13 protein-coding genes are annotated in these 18,027 nt (G+C 65.2%); 5 read left to right on the top strand and 8 right to left on the bottom strand.

All coding sequences use genetic code 11. The features are described 5' to 3' along the window. Window positions 1–106: 106 nt before the first annotated feature. Genes treZ through treY form a run of 3 tightly spaced genes read left to right on the top strand, consistent with a single transcriptional unit; the run spans window position 107 to window position 6,899 of the window. Window positions 107–1,909 carry a malto-oligosyltrehalose trehalohydrolase gene (gene treZ, locus PCA31118_RS04285; RefSeq protein ID WP_150623220.1) on the top strand — a complete coding sequence of 601 codons (1,803 nt, stop codon included), beginning with the start codon at window positions 107–109 and terminating at the stop codon, window positions 1,907–1,909. Continuing rightward, window positions 1,906–4,167: a 4-alpha-glucanotransferase gene (gene malQ, locus PCA31118_RS04280; protein WP_150623218.1), complete on the top strand. Its 2,262-nt coding sequence runs from the start codon at window positions 1,906–1,908 to the stop codon at window positions 4,165–4,167. The genes treZ and malQ overlap by 4 nt, the downstream gene beginning before the upstream one ends. Before the next feature lie 14 nt (window positions 4,168–4,181). Next, entirely contained in the window at window positions 4,182–6,899 is a 2,718-nt protein-coding gene (gene treY, locus PCA31118_RS04275; RefSeq protein WP_174990318.1) for a malto-oligosyltrehalose synthase, read from the top strand. A 21-nt stretch (window positions 6,900–6,920) separates the two neighbouring features. On the opposite strand, the gene PCA31118_RS04270 is transcribed toward treY, so the two are convergent. From PCA31118_RS04270 to PCA31118_RS04240, 7 genes are all read right to left on the bottom strand, one after another. Continuing rightward, complete coding sequence (locus PCA31118_RS04270; RefSeq protein WP_150623214.1) at window positions 6,921–7,151, bottom strand: hypothetical protein; 231 nt, start codon at window positions 7,149–7,151, stop codon at window positions 6,921–6,923. A 1-nt stretch (window position 7,152) separates the two neighbouring features. Beyond that, window positions 7,153–9,576 (bottom strand): catalase, encoded by a 2,424-nt coding sequence (locus PCA31118_RS04265; RefSeq protein ID WP_150623212.1) that lies wholly within the window; start codon window positions 9,574–9,576, stop codon window positions 7,153–7,155. A gap of 56 nt (window positions 9,577–9,632) precedes the next feature. Then, on the bottom strand, window positions 9,633–10,286 hold the full coding sequence (locus PCA31118_RS04260; RefSeq protein ID WP_150623210.1) for a DUF4142 domain-containing protein: 654 nt from the start codon (window positions 10,284–10,286) through the stop codon (window positions 9,633–9,635). 43 nt (window positions 10,287–10,329) lie between these two features. After that, window positions 10,330–11,196 (bottom strand): SDR family oxidoreductase, encoded by an 867-nt coding sequence (locus PCA31118_RS04255; protein WP_150623208.1) that lies wholly within the window; start codon window positions 11,194–11,196, stop codon window positions 10,330–10,332. Next, on the bottom strand, window positions 11,193–11,759 hold the full coding sequence (locus PCA31118_RS04250) for a hypothetical protein (protein ID WP_150623207.1): 567 nt from the start codon (window positions 11,757–11,759) through the stop codon (window positions 11,193–11,195). The genes PCA31118_RS04255 and PCA31118_RS04250 overlap by 4 nt, the downstream gene beginning before the upstream one ends. A gap of 33 nt (window positions 11,760–11,792) precedes the next feature. Beyond that, window positions 11,793–12,089, bottom strand: coding sequence for a DUF2795 domain-containing protein (locus tag PCA31118_RS04245; protein ID WP_044455790.1), 297 nt, complete (start codon window positions 12,087–12,089; stop codon window positions 11,793–11,795). Window positions 12,090–12,174: 85 nt separating this feature from the next. Beyond that, window positions 12,175–13,206, bottom strand: a complete 1,032-nt coding sequence (locus tag PCA31118_RS04240) for an SDR family oxidoreductase (RefSeq protein WP_150623205.1) — start codon at window positions 13,204–13,206, stop codon at window positions 12,175–12,177. A gap of 717 nt (window positions 13,207–13,923) precedes the next feature. Here PCA31118_RS04240 and PCA31118_RS04235 point away from each other — a divergent pair. Together PCA31118_RS04235 and PCA31118_RS04230 are read left to right on the top strand one after the other, a co-directional pair. Beyond that, window positions 13,924–15,261: a glycosyltransferase family 4 protein gene (locus PCA31118_RS04235; protein WP_150623203.1), complete on the top strand. Its 1,338-nt coding sequence runs from the start codon at window positions 13,924–13,926 to the stop codon at window positions 15,259–15,261. Next, complete coding sequence (locus tag PCA31118_RS04230; RefSeq protein WP_150623201.1) at window positions 15,258–16,286, top strand: UDP-glucuronic acid decarboxylase family protein; 1,029 nt, start codon at window positions 15,258–15,260, stop codon at window positions 16,284–16,286. The genes PCA31118_RS04235 and PCA31118_RS04230 overlap by 4 nt, the downstream gene beginning before the upstream one ends. Here the strand turns inward: PCA31118_RS04230 and PCA31118_RS04225 are convergent. Beyond that, the gene (locus PCA31118_RS04225; RefSeq protein WP_150623199.1) at window positions 16,184–17,992 is read right to left on the bottom strand and encodes a thiamine pyrophosphate-requiring protein; all 1,809 of its coding nucleotides are present in this window, start codon (window positions 17,990–17,992) and stop codon (window positions 16,184–16,186) included. The genes PCA31118_RS04230 and PCA31118_RS04225 overlap by 103 nt on opposite strands. Between the last annotated feature and the right edge of the window lie 35 nt (window positions 17,993–18,027).

Genomic DNA, 18,027 nt, shown 5'->3' with positions numbered 1-18,027 from the left:
GGCGACTCGTGCTCCAACGCGCCCATCTTTTGACTGCCCCGGCCCCCCTCGCCAACCACGCCGATCACGCCGACCACGCCCACCAAGCTCTTACGCCGATCCGCCCATGACTACCACCTACGCTTTCCCACTTCCTTTCGGCGCCGCTTTGCAGGCGGATGGCACGACACGCTTTCGCGTCTGGGCGCCGGACGTGAGCACCATGCAACTCGCGATCGAGCGCGACGATCCCGTGCCGATGCAATCCGTCAACAGCGGCCATTTCGAGTTGACGGTACCGTGCATCGCGGGCACGCGGTACGCGTTCGTACTGCCCGACGGTCAGCGGGTGCCCGACCCGGCGTCGCGAGCGCAGGATGGCGGGCCGCACGACATGAGCGTCGTGATCGATCCCCGTGCGTTCGCGTGGCAAATGTCCGCATGGCGGGGGCGCCCGTGGCACGAATCGGTGATTTACGAGTTGCACGTCGGGGCGCTGGGCGGCTATAACGGCGTGCGTGCACGTCTGCCCTATCTCGCGCAATTGGGCGTAAGCGCGATCGAGCTTATGCCTCTTGGCACCTTCGAGGGACGACACAACTGGGGTTACGACGGCGTGTTGCCCTTCGCCCCGGAAAGCGCTTACGGCAGCGTCGAGGAACTCAAGGCGCTCATCGACGCCGCGCACGCCGAAGACATCATGGTCATCATGGATGTGGTCTACAACCACTTCGGGCCAAGCGGCAACTATCTGGCCTCGTACGCGTCGCCGTACTTCGATCAGAAGACGCATACGCCATGGGGCGCTGCCATCGACTTCGACGAGGCGTGCGTGCGCCAGTACTTCATACAGAACGCCCTGTACTGGCTGTTCGAGTTTCGCGCAGACGGACTGCGCCTGGACGCCGTTCACGCCATCGGAAACGACGCGTTCGTTCAGGACCTCGCCACCTGCATCCGCGACGAGGTCGCCGCCCGCGAACCCGGGCGTCACATCCACCTGATCTTCGAAAACGAACATAACGCCGCAGGGCTATTGGCGAACACTTCCGCCGCCCAGTGGAACGACGATTTCCACAACGCACTGCACGTGCTGCTCACCGGTGAACGCCAGGGCTACTACGCCGACTTTGCCGACAAGCCGGTCGCCCATCTGGCGCGGGCATTGTCGGAAGGCTTCGCCTATCAGGGCGAGCGCGTCGAACGACTCGGCAGAACCCGGGGCGAGCCAAGCAGCTTTCTGTCGCCGACATCGTTCGTCGCTTTCCTTCAAAACCACGATCAGGTGGGCAATCGCCCGCTGGGCGACAGACTGATCACGCACGCGAACCCTGCTGCGCTGCGTGCAGCTGTCGCCTTGCTATTGCTGTGCCCGCAGATCCCGATGCTGTTCATGGGGGAAGAATGGGGAAGCGAGACGCCCTTTCTGTTCTTCACCGATTACCGGGGAGCGTTGGCCGACGCCGTTCGAAAAGGGCGGCGCGAGGAGTTTGCGCAACTGGGCGGCGCCGCAGGCATGCCCGACACGTCGAGCGACGCCCTCCCCGACCCGAACGCCCCCGAGACGTTCGCCGCCTCCTGTCTCGCGCCGGGCGAACAAACCACGCTTGCCGCCGACGACTGGCTGTCGTGGTATCGCGGCCTCATCGAGTTGCGGCGGACCTGGATCATTCCACGGCTGCCCGGCGCGACGTCGGCGGGTGCGGAAGTGCTGAGTCCTACCGCGCTATGTGCCCGATGGCGGCTGAACGACGGCTCGCGGCTGGTGATCGCCATCAACACGGGCGAACTGGGCGTTGCCACCGACACGCAGGCGTTGCACCCGGCAGGCGTCACGCTTTGCCAGACGCCGCCGCAAGCCGCAGACGCGCTCGCTGAAGGGACGCTACGCGCCCACGCCTGCGTCGTCTGGCTGGAGGAACCGTTATGACGAGAACCGCTGCGTCGCTACTCTCACCGCCCTCGCTCGATGCGCTGCACACCCTCGCGCAACGGGCGGGAATCCTTGTCCATTGGGACGACGCCGCCGGCCAGGCGCATACGGTGTCGCTCGACGTGCTGCGCGCCTTGCTCGACGCCATGGGGCTGCGGTGCGGTAACGCGGCGCAGTGCCGCGACAGTCTGGCCTATCTCGATGTGTCCGAGATGCACGCCGACGAAGCGCAGATCGTTACGCGCGTGGGCGTCCCCGCCACGTTGCCTGCGCTTTCCGTGACGGCCGGGCGCAAGCGTCTTGCCTATCGCCTTCATCTGGAGGACGGCGACACGGTCGATGGCACGACCGAGATCGACCCGACTTCGGGGGCGTCGTTATTGCTTCCCGTCGACGTGCCGGGATACCACCACGTCGAGCTCGGCAATGTCCGGTTGTCGCTGATCGTTGCCCCACCGCACGCCTACCGGCTGCCTGACACGGAACGTCGCTGGGGCATGAATGTGCCGCTATACGCACTGCGCAGTCAGGGCGACGGCGGCCTGGGCCACTACGGCGCGGTGGCCGACGCCGCAGTGGCGGCGGCATCGCGCGGCGCTACGGCACTGGCGATCAGCCCCGCGCACGCCATGTTCGGCGCCCGCCCGGCCCAGTACAGCCCCTACTCGCCGTCGAACCGCCAGTGGTACAACGTCACGCACATCGATCCTGCAGCGCTGTGCGGAATGCCCGAAGCCATGGAGGCGGCGCGACATCTGCGGCTTGTGTCCGGTTATGCGCAGCGAGAACGGCAGCGTCTCGTGAACTGGCCCGCCGCTTCCGGGGCTCGCCTGCAGGTTCTTCGGCATCTGTACGATTTGCGCGAACATTGGCTCTCGACCGAGCAGGCGGCTTCGCTCAGGCGATTTCGCCGCGATGGTCGTGATTCGCTGGAGGCGCACGCGCGCTTCGAAATGCTCCACGAGCGCCTGCACTCGACACACGGCGACGACTGGCGACGCTGGCCTGGCGGATTGCGCTCGCCCTGGACGCCGCAGTCGGAGCGTATGGCGTTCGAGCATGCCGACGTTGTGGCGTTTCACGTCTTCCTGCAATGGCTGGCATTTCAGGGGCTTCGACATGCCCACGCACAGGCGCGCGGCGCCGGCATGGAGACGGGACTCATTGCGGACATGGCCGTGGGGGTGGACTCGACCGGAAGCGAAGCATGGTCCGACGGCGGGCACCTGCTCGACGGTATTTCGCTCGGTGCGCCACCGGACGCCTTCAATGCCGCCGGGCAGGTCTGGGGACTGACGACCTTTTCGCCGTGGGCCTTCGCTCGGCGCGGCTACCGTCCCTTCATTGCCACGCTGCGCGCCGCGCTGGCGTTTTCAGGCGGTCTGCGCATCGACCATGTGCTGGGCCTGTCCCGTCTGTGGGTGTGCCCGGTCGGCGCGCCCGCGAGCGCCGGCGCTTATTTGCGCTATCCCCTTAACGAATTGCTGGCGATCGTGGCGCTGGAATCGTCGCGACATCGGGCGATCGTCATCGGTGAGGACCTTGGCACCGTGCCGGGGGATTTCCGAGCGCGTGTCGCTGCGCAAGGCGTGCTGGGCACCGACGTCCTGTGGTTTGCGCGCGGCCCGGCGCCGCCCGAGACGCCAACGAAGCCCGCGGCGTTTCTTGCGCCGTCTCAATGGCGGGTCGACGCCGTGGCAACGACCAGCACACATGACTTGCCGACCGCGGTCGGATGGTGGACCGGGCGGGATATTGCCTGGCGCGTCCGGCTCGCGCCCTCGTCCATCGATGCTCGCGCTGCGCGTCGCACCCGGCGAGAGGACCGCACCGCGCTGTGGCAGGCGATGAGCGCGGCGGGTGTCGTGAACGAAAGCGGCCATGCTGCGGCGCATCCGGACGTGGGCGAAGTATCGGGCGTCGATGCGGGCGTTGATGCGGGCGTCGATGCGGGCGTCGATGAGACAGACGCTACTCCGAAGCCGGCAGGCCGGGCACCGGCCAGGCCGCCGCTCGACGCCATCGTCAATTTCGTCGCATTGTCTGCCTCGCCATTGGTGCTGTTGCCCATTACCGACGCCGTGGGCGCGCGTGAGGCCGACAATCTGCCGGGCACGACAACCGAACACCCCAATTGGCGGCGGCGCTTGCGCGCACCGGTCGAAGTCTTGCTGGACGAACCGGATGTCGCCTCCCGCCTGACGAAATTTGCACGAACACGGGCAGCGAGCGCGCGGCGTTCGGCTCGTTCATGACCCCGGGGCCGACAATGACGCCGCTGATGTCGCTGACGCCACTCTCCACACTGCGTGTCCAGTTCAATGCGGATTACACCTTCGCGCATGCGCAGCGCGATGTCCCGGCCTTTGTGGCACTGGGCCTCTCGCATCTCTACGCCTCGCCCGTCTGGACGGCCATGCCCGACTCAACACACGGTTACGACGTCGCCGACCCGGGGACCGTCAGTGACGTGCTCGGCGGCGAGTCGGGACTTCGACGTCTGCATGACCAGCTGGCCGCGCACGGCATCGGCCTCGTCGTCGACATCGTGCCCAACCATATGGGCAACGGCCCGCAGAATCGCTGGTGGCAGGACGTCTTGCGCCGCGGCGCCGAGAGTCCCTATGCCCGATATTTCGACATCGACTGGAACGGTAACGCCGATGTACCTGCGGGCAAGGTGCTGCTTCCGGTACTCCCCGAACCGTTGGCCGACGGCCTCGCCCAGCGAAAGCTCTCGGTGATGCGAGGGCTGAGCGCTCAGGTATCGCTCGCGTACGACGGCGCACGCTGGCCCCTCGCGCCGCAGACGTCCGCCATTGCCGACGAAGCACGTACGGCAAACGACTGGCAACGTGTGCTTGCGCAACAGCATTTCCATCTGACGCACTGGCCACTCGCCCGCGACGCGCTGAATTGGCGACGGTTCTTCGATATCAACTCGCTCGTTGCCGTTTGCGTGGAGCGCCCGGAGGTCTTCGACGCCGTTCACGCCCTTCCCCTTCGCCTGTTCGCCGACGGCGTTATCGACGGCGTGCGGATCGATCACGTCGATGGGCTGGTTGACCCGGGCGCGTACTGCCGCAAGTTGCGCGCTGCGTTGCAGGAGCGCAGGAACGGTCAACATGACGAGCGTGAACCCTGGATCGTCGTCGAGAAAATCCTGATGGACGGCGAACCTCTCGACCCGCGCTGGGAGATCGACGGCACGACGGGTTACGACTTCATGAACGATGTTGGCGCACTGCTCCACGATTCACGAGGTGCAGCGGCATTGGACGCGTACTGGCAAACGTGCACAGGCGACATGCGCGATTTTGGCGAGCATGTGCGCGAAGCGCGCCAGCAATTGCTGCGCGACCGGTTCGGCAGCGAGATCGCGCGAGCCGTCGGAGCGCTTGCGCGCCTGATCGATGCGCAACCCGCTGGTCGGGCGCGCGACTTCGGTGTGGCAAGCCTGCGACGATGTGTTTGTGCGCTCGCGTCGTCGTTTCCGGTCTATCGCCTTTATCCGGATGACGCCGACGCCGCAAAAAGCGTGTTGATGACAGCACAGGCAGGCGCGAAACACCTGCTTCACCCGCTCGATCACCCTGCGCTGGCGCAGCTCGTCGAGTGGCTGACGCCCATGGAAGATTCATCGCCGCAGCATCGGGAGGCGCAAATCCGCTTTGCGCAAGTGACGGCGCCGCTCGCAGCGAAGGCGGTCGAAGATACCGCCGGATACCGCTGGGGACGTCTGCTGTCGCGAAACGACGTCGGCTGCGATGCGTCGCGTCTCGCGATGCCGCTCGACGTCTTTCATGAGGCGAACGTTCATCGCGCCCGGCATTGGCCGCGGGCCATGCTCACGACGGCAACCCACGACCACAAACGCGGTGAAGACGTGCGCGCACGGTTGGCCGTGCTCTCGGAGATTCCGACGCAATGGTGCGAGGCGGTAGCAGGATGGCGTGCCGAGAACGAGCGCTTTCGGCAGACTGGCGCTGATGTGCCTGATGTACCCGACGCGACTCACGAACTGATGCTGTACCAGACGCTGCTCGGTGCGTGGCCGTGCGAGTGGACCGGCGTGCCTCCGAACGCTACATCGTTGCGTGCGTTTGCCGAACGCGTCGTCCGGTGGCAACGCAAAGCGCTCCGGGAAGCGGGCATCCGAACGTCGTGGGCCGCACCGGACATCGCCCTCGAAGATGCCTGCGACGCGTTTGTGCACGAGATCATGGCGAACCCGGCATTCGTCGCGTCGATGCAGGCATTCTCCGATGCGCTCGGTCCGGCGGGCGCGTTGAACGGCCTCACGCAGACGTTTCTCCGGCTGACCTGTCCGGGCGTGCCGGATACCTATCAGGCGAGCCTGCGCTGGGATCAGACGCTCGTGGACCCCGACAATCGCCGCACGGTGTGCTTCGATGCCGTGGTCTCAGACTTTTCCGGGGCGGATGGCCTGATGCAGACGCAGGACCGGTTGGACTCGCAGGCATGGCGCTCACTCATGGCCAGATGGTGGGACGGCGACGTGAAACTCGCACTGCTATGCCGTCTCCTGCATCTGCGCAAGTCATTGGTTGCTACGTTCGCGCATGGCGACTATGTTGCGCTGCATGCCGAGGGGCCTTGCGAGCCACACGTCGTCGTTTTCGCCCGCGTACCGCCCGCCGACGCCGGTTCTACCGTCATCTGCGTGGCGACGCGGCATGCCGCGCATCACCTCGGCGCTACCGGCGGATCAGCGCAACGATCAGCTCAGAATCCGGCGCACACATCGGCGCAGACATCGGCGCAAAGGACGGAACAGGCTTACCGCGTGCCCGGTCTTCGCCCGCAAGACTGGCAGGACACAACGATCGATGCGAGCCCAGTGTCGCGCACGGGACGCTGGCGCAACCTCCTGACTGGGACAGGGATCAGCGCCGGCGCCGATGGCAGGTTGCCGGTGTCGCAAATCCTCGACGCACTGCCCGTCGCCCTGCTCACGCAAGTGTGAACGCAAGCCTGAACAGCGTCGTCAGGCGGCGTGCTGCGCGTCGATCCAGGCCCGAGCTACGACGGACGCCTCTTCCAGCGCCGTTTGCTCGTCGGGATGCGTGTCGTCTTTGAGCGTCTCAACTTCATGGTGCCGGATCATCCCTTCGATGATTTGCACCAACGCCTTGCCGGTGAAGCCGCCCTTCGGGTGCGGCAACGCCGAACAGATGACGCTGTAATCCCGGTAACGGAATGTCAGAACAGCGGCCATATCAGATTGCGCGCCAGCCAGCGCTTTCCTCCCTGATGAAGTGCCGGTGCTTCGAGACGGCGTCGACGAAATCGTCGAGCGTCTCACCGTCCGGCGCGGTACCGAAACAAATGCCGGGGTCGTCGTCGTCCGGGGCGATCCCGGCGGCGTCGAGCAATTGCCGCCCTTCGCCAACGGCAAGCAAGGTCTTGCAATGACGGAACTGATTGCGAACGAACTCCAACGCATAGCCATTGCCGCACAACCTGTCTACCGCCGGGTCTCCGGGTGGAATTACAACGGCGTCGAACAGGAAACCGGGTTGGCTGTCGAGGGCAGCGTCCGCGTCGATCGTGCCCCCTCCGGAGGCCGGGCAAATGCCGATGTGCTCGCCCACGAGTCGCACGTCGGCGTGCTGCGCGCCGAGCGCTTGCGCCACCGTGCGGACTACGTCGACATCCGTGCCTTCGGTCACCAATATCGCGATCTTACGCCCCGCGATGCCCACCTCGCCCGGACGCGCCTCCAACGCCAGCGCCGGTGACCGGTCGACCTCGGGCGCAGCGGGCGCGTCGGCGGCCGGCGGCATCGGATCGGGCAGGGGCATCCCGAGACCCTTCGCAATGGCGGCCGCCATCGGTTCGGACACGTTGCGAAGCATCGAGAGCATACGGCGACGAATGCCTGGTACGGTGACGTGACTCAGTTCGAAGCGGTAGGCGTCCACGATATGTCGCTGACCCGCGGGTGACTGACTCTCATAGAAAAGCGTCGCCTGCTGGAAGTGCTCTGCAAACTTCGCCGGTTTGCCGCGCATCTCGACACCGCCCTCCGGCACCGGCTCCGGGAACGGGACATATCCTGCGGACCCGGTCTGAAACGGGCATCCGCCGCCCATCGAGTTCGGGTCGTAGGCAACGCGCCCGCGATGAATGGTCTGACGATGCATGCCGTCGCGCTGGTGATTCTGTACCGGCACGACGGGGCCGTTGATGGGCAACTCATGGAAGTTCGGGCCACCTAGGCGACTGATCTGCGTGTCGAAGTACGAGTGGATGCGTCCGGCGAGCAACGGATCGTTGGTGAAGTCCACGCCCGGCACGACGTTGGCCACGCAAAACGCGACCTGTTCCGTCTCGGCGAAGAAGTTGTCGGGATTCCGGTCGAGCACCATGCGCCCGATGGGCGTGATGGGAATCAGTTCTTCCGGCACGATCTTCGTCGCGTCGAGGACATCGAAACTGAACGTGTCTGCCTGCGCCTCCGTAAAGATCTGCACGCCCAGTTCCCACTCCGGGTACTGGCCGTTTTCGATCGACTCCCAGAGATCGCGACGGTGAAAGTCGGGATCTGCGCCCGAGATTTTCACCGCCTCGTCCCAGACGAGCGAATGCGTGCCGGCGCGAGGCGTCCAGTGAAACTTGACCAGCTTCGATACCCCGTCTGCATTCACGAAACGATAGGTATGCACGCCAAACCCCTGCATCGTGCGGAAGCTGCGAGGAATGGCGCGATCCGACATGAGCCACATCATCATGTGCGTCGATTCGGGCGAGAGCGAGATGAAATCGTAGAACGTGTCGTGCGCCGACGCGGCCTGCGGCATCGCATGATTCGGCTCCGGTTTCACGGCATGCACCAGATCGGGAAACTTCATGGCGTCCTGAATGAAGAACACCGGAATGTTGTTGCCCACGAGATCCCAGTTGCCGTGATCGGTGTAGAACTTGACGGCGAACCCTCTCACGTCGCGTGCCGTGTCTTTGGAGCCGCGCTCGCCCGCAACGGTCGAGAATCGCACGAACACCGGCGTACGCTTTCCCGCTTCGGCAAACGGCGCCGCACAGGTGAGCTCGGTGAGCGCGTCGTACGATTCGAAGTAGCCGTGCGCAGCAGAGCCTCGGGCGTGAACGACACGCTCCGGAATCCGCTCGTGATCGAAGTGCGTGATCTTCTCGCGCAACACAAAATCCTTGAGCAGCGCCGGACCGCGTAGCCCGCCGACGAGCGAATTCTGGTTGTCGGCTACGGGCACCCCCTGATTCGTGGTGAGCGGCGTGCCTTGCGCGTCGGCGCGCACGCGCGAGAGTTCGCCCGTGACGGTATTCACGCCGGGCTTCGCCGCGCCGCCGGTCTTGTGCGTGGCGTGCCGTTCGCCCAGCGTGCTGGCGTGCGACATGGGCGACGGGGACTTCGACGTGTCGCCGGTCTGGGGAATGGCCGCGCCCGGCCCGTACTCCGAGCGCTTCTCCCGGTTGTACGGCATGCCGTCGACGGTTTGGCCCACTTCTCGCGATCGCTTGACGCCCGGATCGCCAATCTTGGCGTCCGGTGCCGAGGCCGGACCGCCGTCCGATTGACGATACCCGCTCTCGGCGGCGAAGGCAGGCGTATCGCTGTCGACTGAGGAAGGGGCGCCGGACTGCGGCGTTTTACGACGGGTCATGGATATCTCCTTGGCGTGTGCGCGTCATTTCGCGTCACATTTCGGGGCGGCTAGCGTCATTTCGTGTTGGCGACCGATCTGGCGAGCTTTTGCGCCATCGTCAAGTGTTGCTGCAAGGTGGGCAGCGTCGTGCGGGCAAACGCCTTGATCTCCGGGTCCTGTCCGGCATTGGCCTCACGCTCGAACAGCCGGACGGCCTGCTCGTGCGCCGCCGGTCCCGCCGCCGCGACATAGGCCACGTCGAAGTCGTGGCCCTGCTTGGCGGTGAGCGTCTGCAACTCCGGGTTGACCTCCGCTGCGGCAGGGACACGAATCCCCTTGCGCGCGGCGATCTGTTGCAACTGATTCCCCGCCTTGGTGTGGTCTGCGACCATCTGGCGGGCAAAATTCTTCACGTCGGTATTGGCCGAGCGCTCGAGCGCCAGTTGACTGGCCTGCACTTCGAGCATGCCGGCGCGACCGGCTGCGTCGACGAACGACGCGTCGGCGCCACCCGGCGGATGCGTCATGCGATCCGTGTCGCGTGGCTTGCCGGGATCGACCATATCGGCCCCGCCGGGCGTTGGCTCATGTGGCGTGAGCGGGTTCTGCGCCACCGCCATGATCGGCGTGATCAGTGCCAGCTCGGCCAGCAAGCCTGAGAAGCGTCGGATGAACCGTCGAATGAAGCGTCGATGACTGTGATGCTTACTGCGATGCGTGAATTTCATGACGAACCTCCTCTGAGTCATGGGCTGCGACCCGCACCGAAACCTAGCCGCCGACCGCCGAGCCACCGTTGGGATGCAACGTCTGACCGGTCATGTAGCTGCCGTCGCGACAGGACAGCAGCACGTAGCACGCGGCCAGCTCATCCGGTTGTCCCGGGCGTTTGAGCGGCGTATTGGCGCCAAACTTGGCGACCTGATCGGCGCTGAAGGTCGAGGGGATAAGCGGGGTCCAGATCGGTCCCGGCGCCACGGCGTTCACATAGATGCCCTTCTCGGCGAGGTTGGCCGCCAGCGCCCGTGTGAACGAGACGATCGCGCCCTTGCTGGCCGAATAGTCAAGCAACACAGGGTTGCCGTGATAAGCCGTCACGGACGCCGTATTGACGATGCGTGCGCCCGGCTTCATGTGCACCAGCGCGGCCTGCGTCATGAAGAACATGCCGAAGACGTTGGTCTGAAACGTGCGAAGCAACTGCGCTTCCGAAATCTCCGTGAGGTCTTCGCAAACATGCTGCTCGCCTGCGTTGTTGACCAGCACGTCCAGATGACCGAAGGTTTTGACGGTCTTCTCCACGGCGTTGCGCGCCGCCTCACGGTTGCTGATGTCCGCCTCGATGGTCAGGCATTTGCGACCGGTCTTCTCGATCAGCTCGCGCGTCGTGGCGGCGTCTTCCGACTCCTTCAGGTAGACGATGGCGACGTCCGCCCCCTCTTTCGCGAACGCCACGGCCACTGCGCGACCGATGCCACTGTCGCCCCCGGTCACGATGGCGGCCTTGTCGATCAGCTTCCCGCTGCCGACATATTCCTTGGCGGTGTCCTGAGGCTTCGGATCCATCTCGGCTTCCACGCCAGGCTGCTGTTTCTGCGTTTGCGGCGGCGGGGTTTGAGCTTGTTGGCTTGTCGTCATAGGTCGGGCTCCTTTGCTGTTGGGGGGTGCGGGGGAGCAAGGGGCGAGAAGTCGCGCCACTCGCCGTTTTCCCACACGCCCTCGGTCTGTTGAATGTCGTTCGCACCGGCGCTGCGAAGCACGGTCATCGCCGAGTCGGCTGTTTGCGCGGTGACATGGGCGGCGACGATGACCCCGGCGTCGCGGGCGTCGTAGGCTTGCGTTTGCGCACGTCGGCTGCGCATGCGGGACAGGGCGCCGGCGAGCGCACCGCCGTAGCCACCCACGAGTGCGGCGATGACCGGAATCGGCCACCACGGCATGCCGAACCGATAAATCGTCACGCCGATCACGCCGCCGACGACCAGGCCCGCCGCCAGCCCGAGAACGGCGCCGAAGCCCCCGGGGCGAGCGCCGGGGTCGGCATGCATGTCACCGCCGATGGGAAAGCGGGCGTGCTGACCGGCCGGGTTGAGGAAAAAGATCGACACATCGTCGGTGCCGAAGCGCCGCGCGTAGAGTCGACGCGCCACGTCGCCCGCCTGCTCGAAAGTGTCGAATCGGCCTGCCACGATCGTTGCCATCCCGTGCCTCCTGGATCGTGTCGACGCGATACATCACATCAGCCTGCCGAGTTCCTTCGATACGGACGCCGGCGACTTGTATTCGATGTCGGGAATGTGCTGGAGCGTGTCGAGCACCTTTCGATCGGCATGCTGGTCGCGTGCGCAGGCGAGCAGCTCCGCCTTGCTGCACGGATAGTCCATGCCCTTGAGCGCCTTTTGCACGTCGACCGGGCTTGGCGGCTGTTGATGTCCGGTCTGATGGCCGCCCTTGTCGTGCGTGGCCTTGTCGCCCTCGTGCGCGCGCGATCGGCTGAGTTCGTGACCGGTGTGTTGCTGGCGATGCGTCATGATCTGGCTCCAATCAAAGTTTTGCAGGGTGGATGGGACTAATGGGACTACTGGGACTGATGCGACTCAGGGAAATGGCGCGACGCTAATGCGCCGCATGTTTGCGCATGCGAGTGAGCGCGGTGCACGCGAGCACCGCGGCGCCTACGGCCAGTGCGCCGCTCAGGCGGGGCCGCTTGGCCATCGTGGTGTACGGACAGCTCCGAAAGACGACGCCGTCCATGCCCTCTCGTTCCTGCAGGTCGCGGCCCGGTTCATGCAGCGCGTTTTCGTCGCGCGGTCTAGGCGGCTTGTCGGTTCGCTGCGTACGCGAGAAGAGGTTCGACGCCATTCGGTCGAACAGGCCCGGCATGTGATAAGCGCTAGACGACATCAGCTTGGCGGCTGCGCCCACGAACAGATCGCGGTGCGGGTGAGCGGCGGCATGCAGAATCGCGTCGGCCGCCAGCGCCGGGTCGTAGATCGGGGGCGGCAGCTTCGGCTCCACGTCGAGATAGTTCTTTGCGTGCTTGACGAACATCGTGTCGAGCGCCGCAGGCTTGATGAGCGTGACGCTGACCGGCGCCTGTACGGCTTCCAGTTCGAGACGCAGCGAATCGGTGAATCCCTTCACGGCGTGCTTCGACGCGGCGTACGCGCTTTGCAGGGGAATCGGCGCGTCCGACGCTTCGCTGCCCATGTTGATGATGGCGCCGCCCACACCGTCCTGTTTGCCGCGCAGGTACTCCGCCGCCACGAGCGAGCCATGCACCACGCCCCAGTAATTCGTATCGAACAGCTTGCGCTGGTCGTCGAGCGGGACGTCCGAGGCCGCGCCGAAGATCGACACGCCTGCGTTGTTGACCCACGTGTCGAATCCGCCGAACGCTTCGATGGCCTTCACGGCGACATTACGCATCTGTTCGGCGTCGCACACGTCCGCCTTGACCGGGATCGCTTGTCCGCCCTGCTCGCGGATCTCTTCGCACAGTTGCTCAAGGGCAACTTCGTTACGCGCGACGAGCACGAGTTTCGCGCCGCGACGGGCCGCTTTGCGGGCGGTGATCAGCCCGACGCCGCTCGTTGCGCCCGTGATGACGATGGCCTGCTCGGCGAGCGGTTTCAGTGTGTAGCTCATTCGGGAGACTCCTGAGTGGCGTGCTGAGGGGCGGACCATAAACCACGACGGCTGTTGACACCGCGCGCATCGCACTGCAACGGCACGGCGCGCCGCTCGCCGTCCGTTTCATTCGGGACGCTGAAGGGACCGATGAAGGGACGCTGCGACGGTGAATATGGCGGCGTGTGGGGGAACCAGGCGTCCGGCGGAATGACCACGGCCGGCGCGCACTGACGTTGGACTATCGGTAGGACGACATTCATACGAACCTCCGGAGTGCGGCTGGCGACGGCAGGTATTGCCCTCGCCTCCCTGCACACGATGCAAGTCGCGTTCCATGTCGTTCGCATCGCGCCCCCGCTGCGGATGGTGCTGCGTCACACCGCGAGCACTGGGCTCGCGGGCAGGCATTGCGCGACACGACGGTGGGCGTATTGCGCCATCGCCTCAGCCCGTGGCCGGCCTTTTGTCCAACGTTTTGTAAGAAAGGTCGGCAAACGCAAGCGTCGGCGCGCGCAGCGATGTGATGCACGACGGGTTCGATGCGCGCGACAGATTCGAAGGATGTCGCTGGCAAGAAGCGTTGCACGTCGTGAAACGCGAGCGTGGCGTGACCTTCGGGGCGCAGGAAAACAGAGGAAATACGCGTATCGACGGCAGCATGGCACGCCAATTGCACCACGCAAACAACGGCGCCGATATCTGACGCTCCCTGCTCAGCCGGAGTTACCTGTCATGCAAAAAATAGCTTTGATCAGCGAGCACGCTTCGCCGCTGGCCGCCATCGGTGGGGTCGACGCCGGCGGTCAGAACATCTACGTCGCCAATGTGGCCCGTCAGCTCGTCTCGCGCGGCTATCGGGTTGATGTCTTCACCCGACGCGACAGCCCGTTGCTGCCGGATGTCGTGCCCGTGGGTCGCAACATTCGTGTGATCCACGTGCCAGCGGGCCCCCCGTGCGAGATTCCAAAGGAGCAGTTGCTGCCGCATATGACCGAATTTGCCGCGTTCATGGTGCGGTACTGCGCACAGGCGTCGCCGGGCTACGACATCCTGCACGCGAATTTCTTCATGTCCGGTCAGGTGGGGCTTCGTGTGCGGCAGTTGCTGGAGATCCCGCTGGTCGTCACGTTCCACGCGCTCGGGCATGTGAGACGTCAGTGTCAGGGCGCGTCGGACACATTCCCCGAGGAGCGTATCCAGATCGAAAGCGCGCTTGCACGTACCGCGGACGCCATCATCGCCGAATGCCCGCAAGACGAAATCGACCTTGTCACGCTCTACGATGCCGATCCGCATCGCATCGAGATCGTGCCGTGCGGGTTCGACGCGCAGGAGTTTCATCCGGTCACCCGCACCGACGCGCGCGCCACCCTCGGTTGGGACGAAGACGAGTTTTCCATCCTGCAACTCGGTCGGCTCGTGCCGCGCAAGGGCATCGACAACGTCATTCACGCCTTGCGTCTATTGCTGGACGACAGGAGCAGTGAGCGCCGCGTGAAGTTGCATATCGTGGGTGGACCTGATTACGAGGCGGACGTGACGCGTTGCGAAGAACTCGCCCGTCTGTCTCGTCTGGCCGAAGATGCCGGGGTTGCCGAACACGTGGATTTCGTCGGGCGTCGCGACCGCGATGCGTTGCGCGACTTCTACAGTGCCGCCGACGTGTTCGTGACCACGCCCTGGTATGAGCCGTTCGGCATTACGCCGGTGGAGGCCATGGCGTGCGCCACGCCGGTCATCGGCAGCAATGTGGGCGGTATCCGCACGACGGTCGTCGATGGCGAGACGGGTTTTCTCGTTCCGGCCCGGCAGCCGGAGGCGTTGGCCGAGCGTCTGGCGCAATTGCGCGATGACCGTTGTCTGGCGCATCGGCTGGGACTGGCCGGTGCTCGACGTGCCAATCGACATTTCACCTGGAGCGGTGTCGCGGACCGGCTATGCGCGGTCTATTCACGACTCGCGGGCGCACAACGCAGCAAAGCGACCGTCGTGCCGCTACCCCCCGTGCGCACCCTCACTGTCAAACCGGCGGCGCCGGTCGCTGCCCCGCTCAAGGAGAGCATCCGATGAAGGAACTGCATCGCAAGCGCGTTCTGGTGACAGGAGGTGCGGGATTTCTGGGGTCGCATCTGTGCGAACGGCTCGTGCTCGCCGGTCACGACGTGTTATGTGTCGACAACTTCTACACCGGCGTGAAGGACAACATTGCGCATCTGCTCGATGCGGGCAACTTTGAACTGATGCGCCACGACGTGACCTTCCCGCTGTACGTGGAAGTCGACGAGATTTACAACCTCGCGTGTCCCGCCTCGCCGGTTCACTACCAGCGCGACCCTGTGCAGACGACCAAGACCAGCGTGCACGGCGCGATCAACATGCTCGGCCTCGCCAAGCGTACCGGCGCCCGTATTCTTCAGGCGTCGACCAGCGAAGTCTATGGCGACCCGGGCGTGCATCCGCAGGCCGAGTCGTACTGGGGCAACGTGAATCCCATCGGTCTGCGGGCCTGTTATGACGAAGGCAAACGGTGCGCGGAGACCTTGTTCGTCAACTATCACAGGCAACATGGCGTGGCCACCCGAATCGCCCGCATTTTCAACACGTACGGGCCACGCATGCACCCGCTGGACGGACGGGTCATTTCGAACCTGATGACGCAGGCGCTGCGCGGGGAGCCGTTGACCGTATACGGCGACGGCGCGCAAACGCGAGCGCTCTGCTATGTGGACGATCTCGTCGACGGCCTGATCCGGCTCATGACGTCCGACGTGTCGCCCGAGGTGCCCGTCAATCTCGGCAGCGACCATGAGCTGTCCATGCTGGACGTGGCGCACGAAGTGCTTCGGGCGACCGGTTCGACGGCCGCCATCGAGTTCCGCGCGCTGCCCTCCGACGATCCGCAACGCCGCTGCCCCGACCTGACGGCCGCGCGCAAGCACCTGGGCTGGGCGCCGTCGACGCCCCTTGCCGACGGCCTCGCCCACACGGTGCGCTATTTCTCCCAGCGACTCGCGATGCTCTCCCAGGTCTCGCGCATCGACGCGCGGGCGACCCCGACCGCTTCGCTGTCCCCGCTGAGCAATGCGCCGGTGTAACGCCGGAACATCTCCATCGTCATATGCGGCGGAATCGGCGGTACGTTCGGGTCGGTGACGACATCGAGCACGACCGGGCGATCCGCCGTGAACGCTTCGCGCCACGCCGCGCCGAGATCGTTCGGGTCTTCGACGCGAATCCCGCCGAGCCCTAACTGACGCGCGTAGGCGGCATAGTTGAAGGGCGGGAGCGACTGGGACACGGCGAACCGCGGGTCGCCCTCCTGCGCACGCTGCTCCCACGTCACCTCATTGAGATCGCCGTTGTTGAGTACCAGCACGGCAAGGCGCGGGTCGTCCCAGGTCTTCCACAGGTTCGATAGCGTAATCAGTTCGTTGATGCCGTTCATCTGCATGGCGCCGTCGCCTTCGAGCGCGACGACCACGCGCGTGGGGTGCGCCATCTTGGCGGCCAGCGCATACGGCATGGCGGCCCCCATCGACGCAAGCCCGCCGGAGAGCGACCCCATCATGCCTTCGCGCAACTGAACGTCGCGTGCATACCAGTTGGCCGCCGTGCCGGAATCGGCCGTGACGATGGCGTTATCGGGCAACTGTTGCGAGAGCTCGCGAAACACCCGCTGCGGATTGATCGGCCGGGCGTCCGACGCCGCGCGCCGGTCCATGACACGCCACCAGCGGGCAACGCGTTCCTGTATCTGCTGCCGCCAGTCGTCGTTGTGCCGCACATGCAATCGCGGTAGCAACGCTTCGAGCGTCGCGCGCGCGTCGCCGACCATCGCCACTTCCATCGGGTACCGCAAGCTCAGCATGCGCGGGTCGATATCGATCTGTACCCCGCGCGCCTGCCCCTCCTCGGGCAGGAACTCTGCATAGGGAAAGGCCGAACCGATCATCAGCAGCGTGTCGCACTCATTCATCAACTCCCAGCTCGGCTGCGTGCCCAGCAAGCCGATCGCGCCGGTCACCCACGGCAACGTGTCGGGAATGACGGCTTTGCCGAGCAGTGCCTTTGCGACACCCGCTTCGAGCCGGTTTGCCACGTCGATGACGCGCGTGCCCGCCCCCAGCGCGCCGGCGCCCACAAGCATGGCGACCCGGTTGCCCGCGTTGAGAACCTCGGCGGCAGCGTCCAGTTCATCGTCCGACGGCACGATATGGCGCGGCCCGAGCTTCACGCCGTCGCGGATCGCACCGCTTCGCACCGAACCGTGAACGCGCGGCGGGACATCGACCGCCGGAAGATCCTGCACGTCGTTCGGCACGATGACGCACGTGACGGTGCGTTGGTCATGTGCGATACGCATGGCGCGGTCGATGACGTGGCGGGCCTGTGCAGGCGTGACGATCTCCTGCACGTACTCATGCGCCACGTCCTTGAACAGCGCGTGCAGGTCGACTTCCTGCTGAAAGTCTCCGCCGAGCGAGGCGCGCTTTTGCTGTCCGACGATGGCGACCACGGGTTGATGGTCGGCTTTGGCGTCGTACAGGCCGTTGAGCAAATGGATGGCGCCTGGGCCGGATGTCGCAAGACACACACCGGTCTCGCCCGTGAACTTCGCGTGTGCGCATGCCATGAAGGCGGCCATCTCCTCATGACGGACCTGTACGAAGGCGGGATCATTCTTCGCGCGACCGAACGCGCCCACAATCCCGTTGATGCCGTCGCCCGGATAGCCGAACACTCGCTGTACGCCCCACAAGCGGAGTCGTTCAAGCAGAAAATCTCCCACACGCTGTGACATGACCCTGTCCTCCCGGTAAATACCTGAGCGGCGCA

This window comes from Pandoraea captiosa, from assembly GCF_902459775.1.
Taxonomy (GTDB): Bacteria; Pseudomonadota; Gammaproteobacteria; order Burkholderiales; family Burkholderiaceae; genus Pandoraea; species Pandoraea captiosa.
The sequence above is the reverse complement of the archived record's forward strand: the minus strand, read 5'-3'. Positions and strand labels throughout refer to the sequence as shown.